The organism is Pseudomonas sp. URIL14HWK12:I6 (genome assembly GCF_000514195.1).
In the GTDB taxonomy this organism is placed as follows: Bacteria; Pseudomonadota; Gammaproteobacteria; order Pseudomonadales; family Pseudomonadaceae; genus Aquipseudomonas; species Aquipseudomonas putida_A.
In genome coordinates, this window is the sequence record NZ_AZVL01000030.1 from 17823 (window position 1) to 34047 (window position 16225).

The following is a 16225-nucleotide window of genomic DNA, read 5'->3' on the forward strand; positions in this document are numbered from 1 at the left end:
AGGGGCGAGGTTAATAGCGATAAAAGATTAAAAAGTGGTTTTTTGATTGATTGATGGAATAAGAAAAATAATCGCCCGCGTTAGACCGATAATTTCTTTCGGTTATTTATATAGCGTTGTTTTACATATCCATGATGTCGGATTCGCTGTCAGTACATTTGCTCTTTCTGTCATGGCGTCTACTCTGCTGCTCCAACAGTTCAACGCGCGCGGAACGCTGCGCTTGAGCGGTTTGAACATCGGATTTTGCTGTTCGATGGGCATCTTGTTCCGGTTGCTCCAGTCCATAGAATCAGCGCCATCAACTTTTCATCCAGTTCTTAAATCCTCAGGGAGCTACACCATGATGAACGCCATGCAGATGCAAATGCCAATGAACGCCAACATGCCGATGATGCCAATGACCGGCATGCCGATGATGATGGCGACCATGAGCTGCGAAATGATGGACGACGGCATGATGTGCAAGATGATGCCTGCCGCCGGCATGGACATGGCCATGTTCAAGAACAGCGGCGAAATGATGCAGATGATGATGGACTGCGGCATGCCGATGATGATGCATTGCGGCAACATGAGCATGATGTGCATGTCTCAGGCGGCCATGGCCATGCCGATGATGAACATGATGATGCCGATGCCGATGATGGGCATGCCGATGCCATCGATGAAGTGCGTGATGGAATGCACCATGATGGCTGACTGCATGATGTGCAAAATCATGCCGATGCCCGGCATGAGCATGGACATGATGAAAAACTGCTGTGCTCTGATGATGAAAATGATGAACGACTGCAGCATGCCGATGATGATGAGCTGTAACGGCATGCCGATGATGTGCTGCACCTGCTGATCCCGGCAGCGCAAAAAATGCCCCCGACGGCCTCAGGCCTCGGGGGCTTTTTCATTCTGTTGACCAACACTTATCCAGCCATCACCACAAACCCCTGTGGGAGCCAGCCTGCTGGCGATAGCGGTGAGTCAGGCAACGCAAATGCTGAATGTGCCGACCTTTTCGCGAGCAGGCTCGCTCCCACAAAGGGGCGGTCAGTCCAGGCGTTCGGGGTAGGTCACGACCAGATAGGCCACGGCCTCGCTGTCCGCGGGGTTGCGGTAGCGGTGGGGTTGGTCGGCGTAAAACAGAATCGAGTCGCCGGTGGAGAGCAAATAGCGTTCGTCATTGACGCTGATTTCCAGCACACCTTGAGCCACCACCAGGTTTTCCTGTACGCCCGGCCCATGGCCCTCGGACAGATCCTCGCCCAATGGACTCAAACGCAGTTCATAAAATTCCGACTGCCGCGCCACGTCGAACGGGAACAGCGCACGGCTGACAAAAGCACCGCTGGCACTCACCAGCCGTTTGCTCTGGCTCGCCGACAACACCGCCACGCCCTCAAAGGCACGATGTTCGAGGAACGCTGCCACCGACACCTTCAAGCCCTTGGCGATTTTGCACAGCACCTTGATTGACGGCACGCTGCGCCCGGACTCGATCTGCGCCAGCATTGCCCGACTCACACCACATTGACGCGCCAGTGCATCAAGCGACAAATGCCGTTTGGCGCGCAAGCGTTGCAAATTCTGCGCGACCCGTTCGCAGATCGGGTCTTCTTCCAGTGCTTCGAGGCTGTTCAGATCCAGCACAGGTTCGTCGGCGCTCGCCAGAAAGCGCGAGGGATCACGCGCGTTCACGCTTGGCGAGGCTCGGTCGAACGACTGGCTTGCACCCACTGAAAGGCCTGGTAACCGGCGTTGCGCGCATACATTTCCCACATGGCCCGAGCAGCTTGCTGGGCCTGGCGGCGTTTGCGGTAGGCGACGAAGTCGATCAGGTTGGCAGTCGGGTTCATGGCGCACTTCACTGTGATCAATGAGGGATTGACTCAGAGAGTACGCAATAATTTTTATAACGATAAATAATGATTTTGTATTTATTAATGCTTTTAAGTTCTTTGGCGAGGGCGTCGCTCAGCGCCCCTCATGCTGCTTGCGATAAGCCCCCGGTTGCACCCCCACCGACTTGGCAAACGCTCGGGTAAATGCAGCGATCGACTGATAGCCCACGGCCGCGCACACCTGTTCCACCGTGTGATTGGCCCGCAGCAACTGGCAGGCATGCCGAATGCGCAACGCCAGCAATACCTGCCCCGGCGATTGCCCGGCCAGTTCGTTGAAGCGTTTGAAAAACGCCGAGCGCGACAGGCCGATACTCGCCGCCATGCTCTCCAGCGACCACGGTAATTGCGGTTGTTCGATCAACTGGTCCAGCAACGGCGCGAACTGCGGATTGCGCGCTAAAGCCACGAGACCGCCGAGGCTCTGGTTGTCGGCCATCTGTTGGCGCAACACATACAAAAACAGCAGATGACTCAAGCGTTCGAGCAGCGCCGAGGAGGGCGCCGGCAAGCGTTCGCACTCTTGCAGGATCAACTCGAACAAGGCTCGCGCCGCGCTCGAAGAAGGATCGCCCGCGCGCAGGATGATCCAGTCCGGCAGGCCTTCGATGATCAGCGACGACAGCCCGGACTTGAAATGAAAGAACCCGCAGACCAGCCCGACGCCATCCTGTGCCTGACTGTCGAGCGCGGTCATGGCCCTGCGCGGCAGCGTTTGGGCGAGGGCCGGCTCTTCGGCGCTGGAGAGGCGGTAGTTCAGATCGCGCAGCAGAAACACCGCATCTCCGGTGTTCAGCGGAATTGGCTGCTCCTGCCCGTCAATGTGCAGCCAGCAACGCCCCTGCACGATCAAGTGAAAACTGGCGCGCGCCAGTCCGTGCGTACTTGCATGCCAGCCACCGCAATAGCGGCCGATGTGAAACAGGCTCGCATCGAGTTCGAGGCTTTCTAATAACCAATCAACCAGTGGGCTGGACGAAATCATCTAATGGAAACACTCAGGAGCAAGTAATCGCTACTTTAGAATATGGATCGAAATTTTTATAACCAACAGACTGGCCGGACACTCAACAGCAGGAGTCCACTCCATGTCGCGCCTTACTCTACACACCGTGCAAAGCGCTCCCGAAGCCGCCAAACCGTTTCTGGAAAATGCGCAGAAAAACTCCGGATTCATTCCGAACCTGCTGGCCGTGCTGGCCAATGCCCCGGCCGCGCTGGAAACCTACGTTACGGTATCGGCGCTCAATGGCAAGTCCGAACTCAGCCTCGCCGAGCGCGAAGTGGTGCAACTGATTGCGGCGACCAACCATGGTTGCGATTTCTGTGTCGCAGGTCATACCGCCGTCGCGCTGAATAAGGCCAAACTGCCGCCGGAAGTGGTCAGTGCGCTGCGTGAGAAAGCCACCGTGCCCGTGGAAAAACTGGAAACCCTGGCCGCGTTTGCCCGCGAAGTGATTGCCACCCGGGGCAAGGTCAGCGACCAGACCTTCAACCAGTTCAAGGCTGCCGGCTACACCGAAGGCAATGCGCTGGAAGTGATCCTTGGCATCAGCCTGGCGACCCTGTGCAACTTCGCCAACGTGTTCGCCGACACGCCGCTCAACCCCGAGCTGGCGCCGTATCGCGCGTAATCGGCCAGCGCTTCAGGCCGCATCGTCTATGGTTGATGCGGCTGCGTACAAGGAGAGAAACGACATGCTCAATCCGGCATTGATGCAATGGCTGGAACACAACGCCCAGGCCCTGGATGCGGGCGACGGCGATCCGCAACAGGTGCTGACGCAACTGGCGCAGGCCGGGGTGCTACGGGTCGGCATCAGCCCGGCGCTGGGCGGCAGCGGTGGCCACGTCAGTGATGCTGTGGAAACCCTGGCTGCCGTCGCCAGCCATTCATTGGCGGCGGCGTTTGTGTTCTGGGGCCAACGGGCCTTTATCGAATACCTGCTGCACAGCCCCAACACTGCGCTGAGGGAAAAACTGCTGCCGGCGTTGCTCAGCGGCGAACTGGCCGGCGCCACCGGTTTGTCTAACGCGATGAAATACCTGTCGGGCATCGAGGCACTGCAAGTGCGTGCCGCCAACACCGCAGACGGCTGGACCTTGAACGGGCGCCTGCACTGGGTGACCAATCTGCGCAAAAGCGGTTTCGTGGTGGCGGCGGCAATAGAGCACGAGGAGGGCGGTTCGCCGTTCGTGCTGGCGATCGCCGATGACGCTGCCGGCGTACAACGTTCCGCCGATCTGCAACTGATGGGGCTGCAATCGAGCAACACGGCTGCGATCGATTTCGCGCAAGTGGCGGTCGGACGCGAATGGCTGCTGCATGAAGATGCGCGCAAGTTTCTGCCAGCGGTGCGCCCGGCGTTCCTCGGCTTGCAGTGCGGCATGGCGATTGGTCTGGCGCGACGGGCGCTGGCCGAGGTCGAAGGACATTTGCAGGACGGCCGTTCGATTCTGCTGGAGCCGTTGCAGGAACAACGCGAGCAACTGGCGCAGAGCGTCGATGCGCTCAAGCAGGGTCTGCACGACGGACGTTTCCTGACCCAGCCGGGCGCCTTGTTCCAGATCCGCATCGCGCTGGCCGAATCCGCCGCCAACGCCGTGCAACTGGAACTGCAATCCAGCGGCGGCAAGGCCTATCTGACGGAGCACGGCAGCGGTTTCGCCCGGCGCTGGCGCGAGTCGGCGTTCGTGCCGATTGTCACCCCGAGCCTGGTGCAATTGCGCGCTGAATTGCAGCGGCAGAAACGGGAAGCGACGGCATGACCGCGCCGGTGCTGGAGGCGCAGGGCATCAGCCTCGGCTACCCGCGAGAGCAGGGCTGGCACACCGTGCTGGAACACTTCGACCTGCAATTGCAGTCCGGTGAAGTGGTGACCATTCTCGGCCCCAGCGGTGTCGGCAAGTCCAGCCTGCTACGGGTGCTGGCCGGGTTGCAGGCGCCGCAACAGGGCCGGGTGAGCCTGCTTGGCGAGCCGCTGACCGGCGCGCATCCACGGGTCGCGGTGGCGTTTCAGGACCCGAGCCTGTTGCCGTGGCTGACTTTGGAAAAGAACGTCGCCTTCGGTCTCGACTTCGCCCGCCAGCCGCATCTCACGGCCGAGCAGCGCAAGGCGCGGATCGACCACGCCATCGCTGTGGTCGGCCTCGAACACGCGCGGTTGCAGCACCCGGCGCAGCTGTCCGGCGGCATGGCCCAGCGCACCGCGCTGGCGCGGTGTCTGGCGCGGCAGCCGCAGGTGCTGTTGCTCGATGAACCGTTCGGCGCGCTGGATGAAATCACCCGCGCCGACATGCAGCAGTTGCTCCTGCAACTGATTGCCGAGCACCACACCGCAGCCGTGTTGATCACCCACGACATCGACGAAGCCCTGCTGCTTTCCGAGCGGATTCTGCTACTGGGTAACAGCCCGGCGCACATCCTCGGCGAGTGGCGCATCGACCTGCCTCAGCCGCGTGCCGAGCTGGTCGAGGAACTGGGCGCGCTGCGTATAGAAATCCTCAAAACCCTTCGGCGGGCGAGCCGCAACCCCCTCATTCAACCTGTGCCCGCTACGTCGGAGATTGACCATGTGCCTGGACGACTTCACTCACACACGTCGTGACTTCCTCAAACTCAGCGCGCTGCTGACCGCTGGCGGCGCGTTGCCGCTGCTCAACAGCCTCAGCGCGCGCGCCGCTGCCGAGCCGAACGCGCCGGTGCGCATCGGTTATCTGCCGATCACCGACGCCACGCCGTTGCTGGTCGCGCACAACAATGGCCTGTTCGAAGCCGAAGGCATCCAGGCTGAGCGCCCGGTGCTGCTGCGCAGTTGGGCGCAGGTGATCGAGGCGTTCATTTCCGGGCAGGTCAACGTGATTCACCTGCTGTCGCCGATGACCGTGTGGGCGCGTTATGGCAGCAAGGTGCCGGCAAAAGTCGTGGCGTGGAACCACGTCGGCGGCTCGGGCCTGACCGTGGCGCCGGGCATCACCGAGGTCAAGCAACTCGGTGGGCAATCGGTGGCGATTCCGTTCTGGTATTCGATCCATAACGTGGTGGTGCAACAGCTGTTCCGCGACCACGGTCTGGTGCCGGTGAGCAAATCGGCGAGCGCCGCGCTGGCGCCGAACGAGGTCAATCTGCTGGTGCTGCCGCCGTCGGACATGCCGCCGGCCCTGGCGAGCAAACGCATTGCCGGCTACATCGTCGCCGAGCCGTTCAACGCGCTGGCCGAGGAACTCAAGGTCGGCCGCGTGCAGCGCTTTACCGGCGACGTCTGGCGCAATCACGCCTGCTGCGTGGTGTTCATGCACGAGCAGGATCTGAACAACCGCCCCGAGTGGTCGCAGAAAGTGGTCAACGCCATCGTCAAGGCGCAGGTCTGGACCCGCGACAACCGCGCCGAGGCGGCGAAACTGCTGTCCAAGGACGGCGAAAATCGCTACACGCCGCACGCGCAACCGGTGCTCGACCGGGTGCTGTCGCCGGCCACCAGCGACCGCGAGCAGTATCTGGCCAGCGGCGCGATCCAGCACAGCCATTGGGACGAGCAGCGCATCGACTTTCAGCCGTACCCGTTCCCCAGCTACACCGAAGAACTGGTCAAACGTCTGAAGGACACGCTGATCGAGGGCGACAAGGGTTTCCTCGCCGGCCTTGATCCGCAGCAGACCGCCAAGGATCTGGTGGATGATCGCTTCGTGCGCAATGCCATCGCGGCCGTTGGCGGCATGCAGACCTTTGGCCTGCCGGAAAGCTTCGAACGCAGCGAGGAGTTCAGCCTCTGATGCGTCAGCGATCTTCTTCGACCGTACACGGTTTGTTGGGTGTGGCGGGGCTGTTGTGCCTGTTGCTGCTGTGGTGGCTGGGCGTACACGTGTTCGGCGGCAACGACAGCCTGGCGCTGCGCTTTTCACCCGAGGCAACCCTGGCCAGCCTTGGCGAACTGTTGCTGCGCCCGGAGCTGTACGAGCATGTGCTGGTCAGCCTGAAGCGGATTCTGGTCGGTCTGCTGCTGGCGCTGCTGATCGGCGTGCCGCTGGGCTTGATGATTGGCAGTCACCGGCATCTGGAAGCGGCGACCACGCCGGCATTTCAGTTTCTGCGGATGATCTCGCCGCTGTCGTGGATGCCGGTGGTGGTGATGCTGATGGGCGTTGGCGATCAGCCGATCTACTTCCTGCTGACCTTCGCTGCGGTGTGGCCGATCCTGCTCAACACCGTGGCCGGTGTGCGCCAGCTCGACCCGCGCTGGCTGCAACTCAGCCGCAGCCTCAGCGCCACCCGCTGGGAAACCCTGCGCAAGGTGATCCTGCCCGGCGTGCTCGGCCATGTGCTGACCGGGGTGCGGCTGTCGATCGGCATTCTGTGGATCGTGCTGGTGCCGTGCGAGATGCTCGGGGTCAGCGCCGGGTTGGGCTACTTCATCCTCGATACGCGTGATCGACTGGCGTATTCGGAACTGATGGCGATGGTGCTGCTGATCGGTGTGCTGGGCTTTGCGCTGGATGCGTTTGCGCGCTGGCTGCATCGGCGTTGGGCGCCGGCCTGAGCCTCTTCGCGAGCAGGCTTGCTCCCACAATGGATTAATGACAAGCATGCATTCTGTTTTCTAGCGCAGAACCCCTTGTGGGAGCGAGCCTGCTCGCGAAGGCGGAGTGTCAGTCGCCGCAAATTTTCGCTGGGCCGACCTCTTCGCGAGCAGGCCCGCTCCCACAATGGATCAATGGCAGGCATGCATTCCGTGTTCAGCACAGAGCCCCTGTGGGAGCGGGCTTGCTCGCGAAAGCGGAGTGTCAGTCAACATTTCTTTATCTGACCCATTGCATTCGCGAGCAAGCCCGCTCCCACAATGGATCAATGGCAGGCATGCATTCCGTGTTCAGCACAGAGCCCCTGTGGGAGCGGGCTTGCTCGCGAAAGCGGAGTGTCAGTCGCCGGAGGTTTTGCCTGTGCCGGCGTCTTCGCGAGTAAGCCCGCTCCCACAATGGATTAATGACAGGCATGCATTCTGTGTTTAGCGCAGAGCCCCTTGTGGGAGCGAGCCTGCTCGCGAAGGCGGGGTATCAGTCGCCGGAAATTTTCCCTGTACCGGCCTCTTCGCGAGCAGGCTCGCTCCCACAGTGGATTTCTGACAGCCAGCGATGGGGCCAAGTCAGCCAGCACAATGGCCAGGCTGATATTCATTGTATGGGCCACCGCTAACCCATGTGGGAGCGGGCTGTTACGGGGCGGAGGCTGGTTTCGCCAAAGCAATCCCCGCATCCCCCAACCGCTTGAGTATCTCGAACAGCAGATCACTCTTGGTCCCGCCCACAATCCGCGGGCTGCCGACGTAGCCGGTCACCGTCAAGGTGATGCCATCCGGCGACAGCTTGCTGAAGCGCACGTACGACGCCGGTTTGTCGAGGATGTTTTCGTTTTCGTGGTAGGTGTTCAGCAGCAGTTCCTTGACCTGTTCCGGGTCGATGTCCAGCGGGAACATCAGCTCCAGGCTCGCCACCCCCTGGGCGCTGCCGCCGAGGGTGACGTTGCGCAGGTTCTGCGAGATCAGTTGCGAGTTCGGCACGATCACGATGGAGCGGTCGCTGAGCTGGATTTCCGTGGCGCGCACGTTGATCCGGCGGATATCGCCCTCGACGCCGCTGATGCTGATCAGGTCGCCGACTTTCACCGGGCGCTCGGTGAGCAGGATCAGCCCGGAGACGAAGTTCTTGACGATCTCCTGCAAGCCGAAACCGATCCCCACCGACAGCGCACTGACGATCCACGCCAGATTGGTCCAGCGCACGCCCAGCGACGACAGCGTCAGGAGGATGACCGTGGCATAACCGATATTGGAAAACAGCGTGCTCAACGACGCGCACATGCCCGGATCCATATCGGTCTTGGGCAGGAATTCGTTGTCGAGCCAGCGGCGCAAAGCGCGGATCAGGTAGATGCCGATCAGCAACGCCAGCACGGCATTGATCAGATGCGCGGGAACGATGTTCAGCTTGCGCAATCCTGCGCCGCCGAGAATGCCCATGACATTGGTGGTCAGTTGCCCGAACGTGGTGCCGATGCCGCCGACGAACAGGGTAATCACCGCCAGCAACAGCAGCCCGGCGCGGCTGGCACCGGACAGCACAATCGAAACCTGCTCCAGCCGCCGGTCGCCCATGCCCAGGGTCTGCTTGATGGTCTTACCGGCCGAGTAGCGCGGCGAGAACAGGTATTCGCAGGCATCCTTGACCACCTGCACCAGCAAATAGAACCCGGCCAGCACGATATAGGCCCAGACCAACTCATAGGTGACGAAGCGGGCCAGCGACACGTAGCCGGTGAGCAAGGCCAGCGCCGATATGCACATGCACACCGTGGCAATGCTGTAGATCGCCCCGGCAAACGTGCTGCCGGCCTCCGGTTCATTGGCGGTGAGCAACGCTTTGCGCACTTTGCCGACGCGCAACAGCAGCGGCACCAGAATCACGATCACCACGATGGCAATCACCCCACGCTGGGCGATCACGATCTGGCTGCTCATGCCGGTGGCGTTGCTGACCTGCACCAGCGTTACCAGCACCAGCAGAGTGGCAGCGAGAATCCTTGGATAGGGCCGCAACGCCAGCGCCACCGAGTCGGCTATCGCCGGCAGCCGCCATGAAGGATGCTGAGTCGACAGCAGCGCGCGGCTCAGCGCGGTGATCAGGACACAGGCGTAAACGGCTTTTTCGAACTCCTCGGAAAAAGTCTGCAGCATGGGCGTCAAAGGTTCGTGGCGGGTGCAGGCGTAGAACAGCAGATGCAGGGCGATGGCCGTGGTGCCCAGGGTCGCCAGCGCCGAGGCGAACGCCAGCGCGCTGCGGCGCAGGCGCCCCTCCGGCATGCGGTGGATGCAAACCCAGGTCAGGCCGCGCTCGGCGAGTCGGCGGCCGACCGTCCAGAAAGCCAGCGCCAGCAGCACCAGCACACAGGTGAAAAAACGCTGCCCCGGTGCCCAGACTGTGGCCCAGGTGACGCTGACCTGATCGATGAAAAACGTCAGGCGCTGACGATCATCCGGTTCCGGCACCACCAACGGCGACCAGAAGGCCGGGCTCAGAATGCTGTCGGTGCGCAGCGTCAGTTCGCTTTCGAGCAGTGTGCGGCGGATGCCGGCGATTTGCGTGATCAGCTCGGCGGCGCTTTGTTTGAGCGCGGCAAGGCTTTTGAGCGTGGAATCGACCTTGTTTTTCTGCTCGTTGAGCTGCGCCCGTTGCGCGGCGATTTCCGCCTGTTCGGCGGCAATCTGCGTATCCGGTGCTGCGCCGAGCACCCCCAGTTGCACCGCCAGTTGTGCCTGCTGCGGCAACAACGACGCCGACAACCGATCGACATCCAGAATGAACGTCTGCACCCGGTCCTGCGGGCCTTCGAGCTGGTTGTAATTGTTCGCGGCGGAAATCTGCTGCTTCAGCCCGTCGAGGCGCAACTGCAAGGCTTGCAGATCACTTTGCGAAACCTCCACCAGCGGCGCCGCAGCGGTCGCCGAGGGCGCCGGCAAATCTGCCGCCCACAACGCCGAACCGCCCGGAGCGAGCAGGAGCAGCGCGACAAAAAACAATGAGTTCAATGTGTTGCGCATGAAAGGGGCCGGTTCTCGTTGATCACACAAGCTATGAGGTTAGGTGATCGAACCGGGCGCGGCGGAAAATTTCGGGGGGAGCAGGGCATGCGTTTCAAAAAAACTCAGCGACAGGCATGCTATGGCTCACGCCAATGTTCGGACGTCAGGGATAGTCAGCTACATGTGGAAAGTTTTGTTGCGAAGGCTCACCGGAAAAACATCCACCACTGCAAAAGCCGAACGCTCAGTAGATCCACCAGAAGTATTGCCAGTGCGCGACTGGAAGTGGCTGGTCACGTCCTGGGATGGATTCGACCGGGAGGCCGGTCTACGGCAAATCCGCTCATCGCAGTCGATCGAGCGGCTGGCGTCCATTATCGTGCGGCTCAACGACTGGGTGCCGCAGGTACGCGCGGCGGCCAGAGACGCTTTCGCGGACTATCTGACACCCGAGTATGGCCCTTGGCTGATCGCCAAGACTCCCGCCATCCTTGCCCTTGAGCAGCGCCGACGCGAAGACCATGGCGTTACCATCCAAAAGCTTGAAGCGCTGCTGGCAACACCTGAGTGCCTCGCGCAAACCACGGCGGCCTTCGAAACCAGCCGTGGCGCCTGTACGCGGTTATTTTTCAGGGTACTCGCTCAGACAAAGCGCGCAGATGAGCTGGAGGCGTTTCTTGTCGCGAGCCTTCATCATGCAGATTTCAGTGTGCGTCGGGCTGCGCTCGGCAGGGCAATGGCGCTGCCTCTGGCATCGGCGCAGAAGGCCATTGCCTATGGACTCGCCAGCAACAGCAGCATTCTCAGGCGCCTGTCGTTTCTGCAAGCCATTGAGTTGCAAACGGATCGCACACGACTGATCGAAGACTTTCTGACCGACCCATCGTCTGCAGCAAGATCGACTGCACTCTGGGCCGCCAGAAAGTATGGCGTCGACCCGTTGCAGGTACTTCAAGCGCAACTGGCAGGCGAGATTCCCGCTACCAAAGCCCGTTGGCTTGGCGTACTCGGGTTGGCGCAGTCGCTTGGCATGGCCATCCCGCAAGGGTGGATGAACGCGGCCCTCAGCCAAAACAGTGGCGAGGTTCGGTCACTGGTCCTGAGCCTCGAAGGAGAGGGCAGGCCTGATTTACTGATCGCGGCGATCGCGGATCCGTCACGCCCGGTGTTCGAGGCCGGGGTACGCGGCCTGCGCCCGCAGCCATGGAAAGTCATCGAGTTAGCATTCAGCGCTCAGCTCGAGACCCTCTGGCCAGCGCTGTCCGCCTCTCGACGTCAGGCGCTGCTTGAGCTGATGCCCAAATGGACGCAGGCCGGGTATCTGTTGCAGCAGCTGTCTCGCACACCTGCTGAACCTTCCGTGCTTGAGCAGTTGCGTGCATGGGTCTATGGCCAGACTTACTCGATTACCGACCGAGAAACTTCGGTAAGCGAGCGTGCCCGAGTTGTCGCGAAACTGACTGCGCTTGAGAAGGACGGGGCATTGCCGACAGGGTCGGTTGCCAGGCTGACATGAAGGTGATGTCAGGCAGGCATGAGTGCTCGAACCCGGATAGGTTGAATCGGGGAAGGTCTGTTATGCGGTTGGATTAGGATCACGTCTGCTTGCTGTCAGGGCCTGTCCACGACATTTCAATATGCGTGTCTGTCGTGCCAGTCTGGCGAAAGCCCAGCCGTTCATAGAGCTTCTGCGCCAGAGTGTTCGTGCGAAAAGCGCCCAACTGCAACGGCACCTTGCGGGCAGCGGCTTGCAGCTGGAGGTTCTTCAGAATGCGCGAGCCAATGCCCTTGCCTTGGTACTCGGGCGAAATAGCGATGTTCTGAATATGGATTCGATCTTCCTTGTCCAGAATCTGCACATAGCCAACAATCCGGCCGTCTTGTTCAATAACCGAAGTGGCCGCGCAGGCGAATTCCGTTGCGAAATTTGCGCGTTGCCAACTCTCATCCCAGCCCCATATTTTCTCGATGTGTTCGCGGAAGACTGCTCGATGCAAGTCGAAGAGGGCTGGCTGGTCGCTATCGGTGGCGGGGCGTGCGGTCATGCTGGTCTCTGATTTGTGCTTTTGACCTGGTGAGGCTAGTGGCTGCAACACAAAACGGCAATTCGGATCGATATGCCGCGCAGAATCTGACTGGCCCAAATACACTCAAAGCGCCACCCGCTGCAGAAACTTCCTGACCTCCAGCGAATACGCCCCCGGATGCGAAAACCTGAACATATGCCCGGTCCTCGGCATGACGACTTCCTGCGCGCCTTTTATGCCATTCAGCAGAATCCCTGCAGCCTCTTTGCCGATCAGCTTGTCTTCCTCGGGCGTAAGGATCAGCGTCGGCACGTCGATCTTTGCCAGCAGGGCGGTGTAGTCGACGGTCTCGATCGAGCGCACGCGGTTGACGTAGGCCTTGTGTGGGGTTTGCTCGATGAAGAAGGCGCGGCTCCTGGCGGTTGACCAAGGGATTTCGCCTTCCTTGTCGAACGACGAAGCCAGTTGCGCGGCGTGGAAGCGCAGGGTGGTCTGTCGATAAAACGGCCCGGGGAAGAACGGCGCCAGAGCGGCCAGCGTTTTCAGCAGGGGCGAGGTGATCGGGCTTTTGGCGAAACCGCCGGACAGCACCAGGCCCTTGAGGCCTTTGGGCTGGCGTGTTGCAACCGCGATCGAGGCGACCGCACCGTAGGAGTCGCCCACCAGCACGTAGCTTTCGAGATCCTGCACCTGATCAATGATGAAGTTGGCGAGATTTTCCAGATCAGCTACGTCGTCCGGTAAGCGCAAAGTACGCATGGCGCGGTGCTGCAAGTGGCTGAGTGGGTCGAGCTGCCACGGCGCACCGGCGAAGCAGGGAACCATGACCAGCGTGGGCTCGGTTTGCATGAGAATTCCAGGAGTGTTGAACGGATGTCCGCACTCTAGGAGTACCGAGGCGCGCGATCCAATGGCATTGGTGCAGCCTCTCGATGCACGAGATCGATCGTCAGTCGCCGATCAGCATTCTGGTCATCCATTCAACCGCCGGCTCGTTGGCGCGCCCGCGTGCGCGGACGACGAAGACCTCCCAGGTCGGTAGCGGCAAAGGCAATTCGAACAGGCTCAGTTGTGCGGTTTCCTGCATCTGCAAGGCGACACGTTCGGCGACCACGGCAATCGATTCCGATGCGCCAACCATGAATGGCACTGCGAGAAAACTCGGGCAGGTGACGCTAACCTTGCGGCTGCGACCGAGCTGTTCCAGCGCGTCATCGACAGCGCCCCGCGCGTCGCCCCGGGGCGAAATCAGAACGTGCGGCAGACGCGTGAAGTCATCCAGTTCCATATGCAAATGTTTGCCGCGCTTGACCAATGCCGGGTGCCCTTTGCGGGCGATGCCGACGAATCGCTCCTTGTGCGCGAGCTGGTAATCAAAGCGTTGCGGCACTTGCGCAAACGAACCCGAACCCAACACCAGGTCGATCTCGCCGGCGTCCAGTTGGCGCATCGCCGACTCGCCATCCACCGGCCCGAGTTTCAGCACCACCTCCGGCGCCGCAACCTGAATTTTCGCCAGCGCCGGGGCGATGACGGTCAGCACGGCGTGATCGGTGGCCGCTATCCGCAGTGTCGCCTGCAGACGCGCTGGATCGAACGGCCCCCGTGGGCTGGCGAGCAGCCGCACCGATTCGAGCACCGCCGCCACTCTGGGCATCAGCTCGATGGCCAGCGGCGTCGGTGCCATGCCGCGGGGGTTGCGAATGAACAACTGATCATCAAACGCCGTGCGCAAACGCGACAGGGCATGGCTGGTGGCTGACTGCGACAAATGCAGGCGCTGCGCCGCACGACCGACGTGCCTTTCCGCCCAAAGCGCCTCTAGAACCACCAGAAGATTGAGGTCGAAACGCGTGAGATCCAGCGGCTTCATGGGGTGTTGGCCTTTTCATCATTCGATGTTCGCCACTTTCCTGCAGCCACTGGCTGAAAGCTACAGCCCGATCTGTCCTTGCAGGCATGCAGGCGTGGTCGCCTGAGAAGGTATAGGGCGAGACGACGCGGTTGTTCAGCCGTCCTTTCCGTGGCGCGTAGCCGGTGTATCAAATGCCCGTCGATGTCGCCTGCAATGTACCCATGACAATTTTTTGATTGTGATAAGCGGCAGATTTTACGATGAGTCATCGCCCATTTAGAGACTCACCATGCACATCGCCATCCTGACCTTTGAAGGCTTCAACGAACTGGATTCGCTTATCGCGTTCAGCATTCTCAACCGGGTCAAACAGCCCGATTGGCGCGTGTCGATCGCCAGCCCGACGGAAAAAGTGCGTTCGATGAATGGCCTGGTGATCGAGGCTCAGGTGTCATTGGAGGAGGCGAGCGACGCGGACGCGGTGCTGGTGGGCAGCGGAAGTCTGACCCGGGATATCGTGGCGGATACCGAGCTGATGGCGCGGCTACGGCTCGATCCGCAGCGCCAGCTCTTGGGCGCCCAGTGCTCGGGCACGCTGATCCTGGCAAAGCTCGGCCTGCTCAATGACGTCCCAGCCTGTACCGATCTGATCACCAAGCCCTGGGTGGAGGAGGCCGGTGTGGCGGTGCTCAATCAGCCGTTCATGGCCAAGGGCAATGTCGCCACCGCTGGCGGTTGCCTGTCCTCACAATATATGGCTGCCTGGTTCATCGCCCGTCTGGCCGGTGTGGAGGCCACCCGCAACGCGTTTCATTATGTGACGCCCGTTGGCGAGAAAGAGCTCTACATCAATCGGGCGATCGCGAACATCGAGGCGTATCTGTAAAGCACGTTTAATCGACGCCTGAAGCAGCGAATCAGCTCTCACGGGTCTCAACCGGTTCTGCCGCCGCTTCAGCAGCCAGTTTCGCGCGGTCGGCCTTGCTGATGTACTTGGGCTTTTTCGGCGCGAGTTTGGCGCTGGCCTTTTTGGCTTTTTCCTTGAACAACTGCTGCAGTTTCTTTTGGCGGTTCATGTTTCTACTCAATTTGAAAGTACGGTGATGAGGATGGCAGCCTGAGCACTAAGCCCAAGGCTCGAGATAAGGCTTCACGGCGTCCTCAAGAATATCCACCAGCTCGGGATCCATGAAGCGATAGTCATCTGGAATATCCAGCGTGTGGATCGGCTTGTGCTCAAGTAATCGGGCGTATTCGGCTTGCAGGCGATTGAGGTGCTTGCGTTCCATGACAAAGATGACATCGGCCCAGCGGATATCCGCCGGGCCGATGGGTTTGCGTGCATTGGGACTGGTGCCTGCCGAGCGGGCCTCGAACCCGGGCCGACGGCGCCAGATCGCTTCCGCCGTCGGACTGCGCCATTGGTTGCGGCTGCACACGAACAGGAGATTGGTCACACTAGATCCAGCAATTGGCGGGTGGTGCGGATGGGATAGCTCATGCCCAGTTGGCGCGCCCTGGCGAGTTTGTCGGCACGGGTATACATCAGCTTCCAGTTCTTTGGCGGTTTGAACTTCAGCGGATCAGCCGCTTTGCCGTTGCCCCGTTTACGGGCCTGATGACGTCTCCAGGCGCGGGTTCTGTCCATGCTTCATTTCCTCGTGAGTACCGGGTTCAGCAGCCGCAGTAATACGAGTTGTGGGTATGGTAAGCGTGAATCGACGCAGTGGCTAGGTGGTTGAGCCGTTGAAGCCTTGTCTCTGCAGCCACTGGTCACACCAACGCAGTAAGGCGCTTGCCCGGATTTGAAATACCCACCATTGCCCGCTAGAGTCGCGCCCCTTGTCCGGCCAGCAGCGCCGGCGATGGCTG

Annotated in this window: 18 protein-coding genes; 8 read left to right on the forward strand and 10 right to left on the reverse strand. The window is 60.8% G+C overall.

From position 1 onward, the window contains the following. Positions 1–343: 343 nt before the first annotated feature. Positions 344–853 (forward strand): hypothetical protein, encoded by a 510-nt coding sequence (locus H043_RS30015; protein WP_007966376.1) that lies wholly within the window; start codon positions 344–346, stop codon positions 851–853. 194 nt (positions 854–1047) lie between these two features. On the opposite strand, the gene H043_RS0125155 is transcribed toward H043_RS30015, so the two are convergent. The 3 genes from H043_RS0125155 to H043_RS0125165 all read right to left on the reverse strand — a co-directional run bounded on the left by H043_RS0125155 (position 1048) and on the right by H043_RS0125165 (position 2883). Then, entirely contained in the window at positions 1048–1638 is a 591-nt protein-coding gene (locus H043_RS0125155; RefSeq protein WP_177325665.1) for a helix-turn-helix domain-containing protein, read from the reverse strand. Positions 1639–1691: 53 nt separating this feature from the next. Continuing rightward, on the reverse strand, positions 1692–1853 hold the full coding sequence (locus H043_RS30520) for a hypothetical protein (RefSeq protein ID WP_007966374.1): 162 nt from the start codon (positions 1851–1853) through the stop codon (positions 1692–1694). Positions 1854–1971: 118 nt separating this feature from the next. Continuing rightward, positions 1972–2883 carry an AraC family transcriptional regulator gene (locus tag H043_RS0125165; RefSeq protein ID WP_027614170.1) on the reverse strand — a complete coding sequence of 304 codons (912 nt, stop codon included), beginning with the start codon at positions 2881–2883 and terminating at the stop codon, positions 1972–1974. A gap of 103 nt (positions 2884–2986) precedes the next feature. Between H043_RS0125165 and H043_RS0125170 the strand changes: the two genes are divergently transcribed. The 5 genes from H043_RS0125170 (at position 2987) to H043_RS0125190 (ending at position 7435) form a co-directional block, all read left to right on the forward strand. Further along, positions 2987–3532 carry a carboxymuconolactone decarboxylase family protein gene (locus tag H043_RS0125170; RefSeq protein WP_027614171.1) on the forward strand — a complete coding sequence of 182 codons (546 nt, stop codon included), beginning with the start codon at positions 2987–2989 and terminating at the stop codon, positions 3530–3532. 64 nt (positions 3533–3596) lie between these two features. Further along, positions 3597–4667: an acyl-CoA dehydrogenase family protein gene (locus H043_RS0125175; RefSeq protein WP_027614172.1), complete on the forward strand. Its 1071-nt coding sequence runs from the start codon at positions 3597–3599 to the stop codon at positions 4665–4667. Then, entirely contained in the window at positions 4664–5506 is an 843-nt protein-coding gene (locus H043_RS0125180; RefSeq protein WP_027614173.1) for an ABC transporter ATP-binding protein, read from the forward strand. Before H043_RS0125175 ends, H043_RS0125180 begins: the two co-directional genes overlap by 4 nt. Further along, a complete protein-coding gene (locus H043_RS0125185; RefSeq protein ID WP_027614174.1) occupies positions 5472–6671 on the forward strand; it encodes an ABC transporter substrate-binding protein in 1200 nt (399 codons plus the stop codon). Before H043_RS0125180 ends, H043_RS0125185 begins: the two co-directional genes overlap by 35 nt. Continuing rightward, positions 6671–7435 carry an ABC transporter permease gene (locus tag H043_RS0125190; protein ID WP_027614175.1) on the forward strand — a complete coding sequence of 255 codons (765 nt, stop codon included), beginning with the start codon at positions 6671–6673 and terminating at the stop codon, positions 7433–7435. Before H043_RS0125185 ends, H043_RS0125190 begins: the two co-directional genes overlap by 1 nt. Positions 7436–8107: 672 nt before the next feature. On the opposite strand, the gene H043_RS0125195 is transcribed toward H043_RS0125190, so the two are convergent. Next, positions 8108–10489: a DUF3772 domain-containing protein gene (locus tag H043_RS0125195; protein ID WP_027614176.1), complete on the reverse strand. Its 2382-nt coding sequence runs from the start codon at positions 10487–10489 to the stop codon at positions 8108–8110. Positions 10490–10652: 163 nt separating this feature from the next. Between H043_RS0125195 and H043_RS0125200 the strand changes: the two genes are divergently transcribed. Then, positions 10653–11987 (forward strand): hypothetical protein, encoded by a 1335-nt coding sequence (locus H043_RS0125200; RefSeq protein ID WP_155953516.1) that lies wholly within the window; start codon positions 10653–10655, stop codon positions 11985–11987. Between the two features lie 79 nt (positions 11988–12066). Here H043_RS0125200 and H043_RS0125205 read toward each other — a convergent pair whose 3' ends face one another. From H043_RS0125205 to H043_RS0125215, 3 genes are all read right to left on the reverse strand, one after another. Further along, entirely contained in the window at positions 12067–12516 is a 450-nt protein-coding gene (locus tag H043_RS0125205) for a GNAT family N-acetyltransferase (protein ID WP_027614178.1), read from the reverse strand. 105 nt (positions 12517–12621) lie between these two features. Next, positions 12622–13347: an alpha/beta fold hydrolase gene (locus tag H043_RS0125210; protein ID WP_027614179.1), complete on the reverse strand. Its 726-nt coding sequence runs from the start codon at positions 13345–13347 to the stop codon at positions 12622–12624. Positions 13348–13447: 100 nt separating this feature from the next. Further along, positions 13448–14371, reverse strand: coding sequence for a LysR family transcriptional regulator (locus H043_RS0125215; RefSeq protein ID WP_027614180.1), 924 nt, complete (start codon positions 14369–14371; stop codon positions 13448–13450). Positions 14372–14642: 271 nt separating this feature from the next. Between H043_RS0125215 and H043_RS0125220 the strand changes: the two genes are divergently transcribed. Beyond that, entirely contained in the window at positions 14643–15239 is a 597-nt protein-coding gene (locus tag H043_RS0125220) for a DJ-1/PfpI family protein (RefSeq protein WP_027614181.1), read from the forward strand. Between the two features lie 31 nt (positions 15240–15270). Here H043_RS0125220 and H043_RS30020 read toward each other — a convergent pair whose 3' ends face one another. The 3 genes from H043_RS30020 to H043_RS0125235 are packed head-to-tail and all read right to left on the reverse strand — an operon-like array spanning position 15271 to position 16001. Further along, entirely contained in the window at positions 15271–15429 is a 159-nt protein-coding gene (locus H043_RS30020; RefSeq protein ID WP_081730283.1) for a DUF2986 domain-containing protein, read from the reverse strand. Between the two features lie 48 nt (positions 15430–15477). Beyond that, the gene (locus H043_RS0125230) at positions 15478–15810 is read right to left on the reverse strand and encodes a low molecular weight protein tyrosine phosphatase family protein (protein ID WP_027614182.1); all 333 of its coding nucleotides are present in this window, start codon (positions 15808–15810) and stop codon (positions 15478–15480) included. Next, entirely contained in the window at positions 15807–16001 is a 195-nt protein-coding gene (locus H043_RS0125235) for a hypothetical protein (protein WP_027614183.1), read from the reverse strand. The genes H043_RS0125230 and H043_RS0125235 overlap by 4 nt, the downstream gene beginning before the upstream one ends. Positions 16002–16225 lie beyond the last annotated feature (224 nt).

Bases quoted from the DNA above. Each gene is read 5' to 3' on its own strand.
- H043_RS30015 (WP_007966376.1), top strand. From the start codon at position 344: ATGATGAACGCCATGCAGATGCAAATGCCAATGAACGCCAACATGCCG.
- H043_RS30520 (WP_007966374.1), bottom strand. From the start codon at position 1,853: ATGAACCCGACTGCCAACCTGATCGACTTCGTCGCCTACCGCAAACGC.
- H043_RS0125165 (WP_027614170.1), bottom strand. From the start codon at position 2,883: ATGATTTCGTCCAGCCCACTGGTTGATTGGTTATTAGAAAGCCTCGAA.
- H043_RS0125170 (WP_027614171.1), top strand. From the start codon at position 2,987: ATGTCGCGCCTTACTCTACACACCGTGCAAAGCGCTCCCGAAGCCGCC.
- H043_RS0125175 (WP_027614172.1), top strand. From the start codon at position 3,597: ATGCTCAATCCGGCATTGATGCAATGGCTGGAACACAACGCCCAGGCC.
- H043_RS0125180 (WP_027614173.1), top strand. From the start codon at position 4,664: ATGACCGCGCCGGTGCTGGAGGCGCAGGGCATCAGCCTCGGCTACCCG.
- H043_RS0125185 (WP_027614174.1), top strand. From the start codon at position 5,472: ATGTGCCTGGACGACTTCACTCACACACGTCGTGACTTCCTCAAACTC.
- H043_RS0125190 (WP_027614175.1), top strand. From the start codon at position 6,671: ATGCGTCAGCGATCTTCTTCGACCGTACACGGTTTGTTGGGTGTGGCG.
- H043_RS0125195 (WP_027614176.1), bottom strand. From the start codon at position 10,489: ATGCGCAACACATTGAACTCATTGTTTTTTGTCGCGCTGCTCCTGCTC.
- H043_RS0125200 (WP_155953516.1), top strand. From the start codon at position 10,653: ATGTGGAAAGTTTTGTTGCGAAGGCTCACCGGAAAAACATCCACCACT.
- H043_RS0125205 (WP_027614178.1), bottom strand. From the start codon at position 12,516: ATGACCGCACGCCCCGCCACCGATAGCGACCAGCCAGCCCTCTTCGAC.
- H043_RS0125210 (WP_027614179.1), bottom strand. From the start codon at position 13,347: ATGCAAACCGAGCCCACGCTGGTCATGGTTCCCTGCTTCGCCGGTGCG.
- H043_RS0125215 (WP_027614180.1), bottom strand. From the start codon at position 14,371: ATGAAGCCGCTGGATCTCACGCGTTTCGACCTCAATCTTCTGGTGGTT.
- H043_RS0125220 (WP_027614181.1), top strand. From the start codon at position 14,643: ATGCACATCGCCATCCTGACCTTTGAAGGCTTCAACGAACTGGATTCG.
- H043_RS30020 (WP_081730283.1), bottom strand. From the start codon at position 15,429: ATGAACCGCCAAAAGAAACTGCAGCAGTTGTTCAAGGAAAAAGCCAAA.
- H043_RS0125235 (WP_027614183.1), bottom strand. From the start codon at position 16,001: ATGGACAGAACCCGCGCCTGGAGACGTCATCAGGCCCGTAAACGGGGC.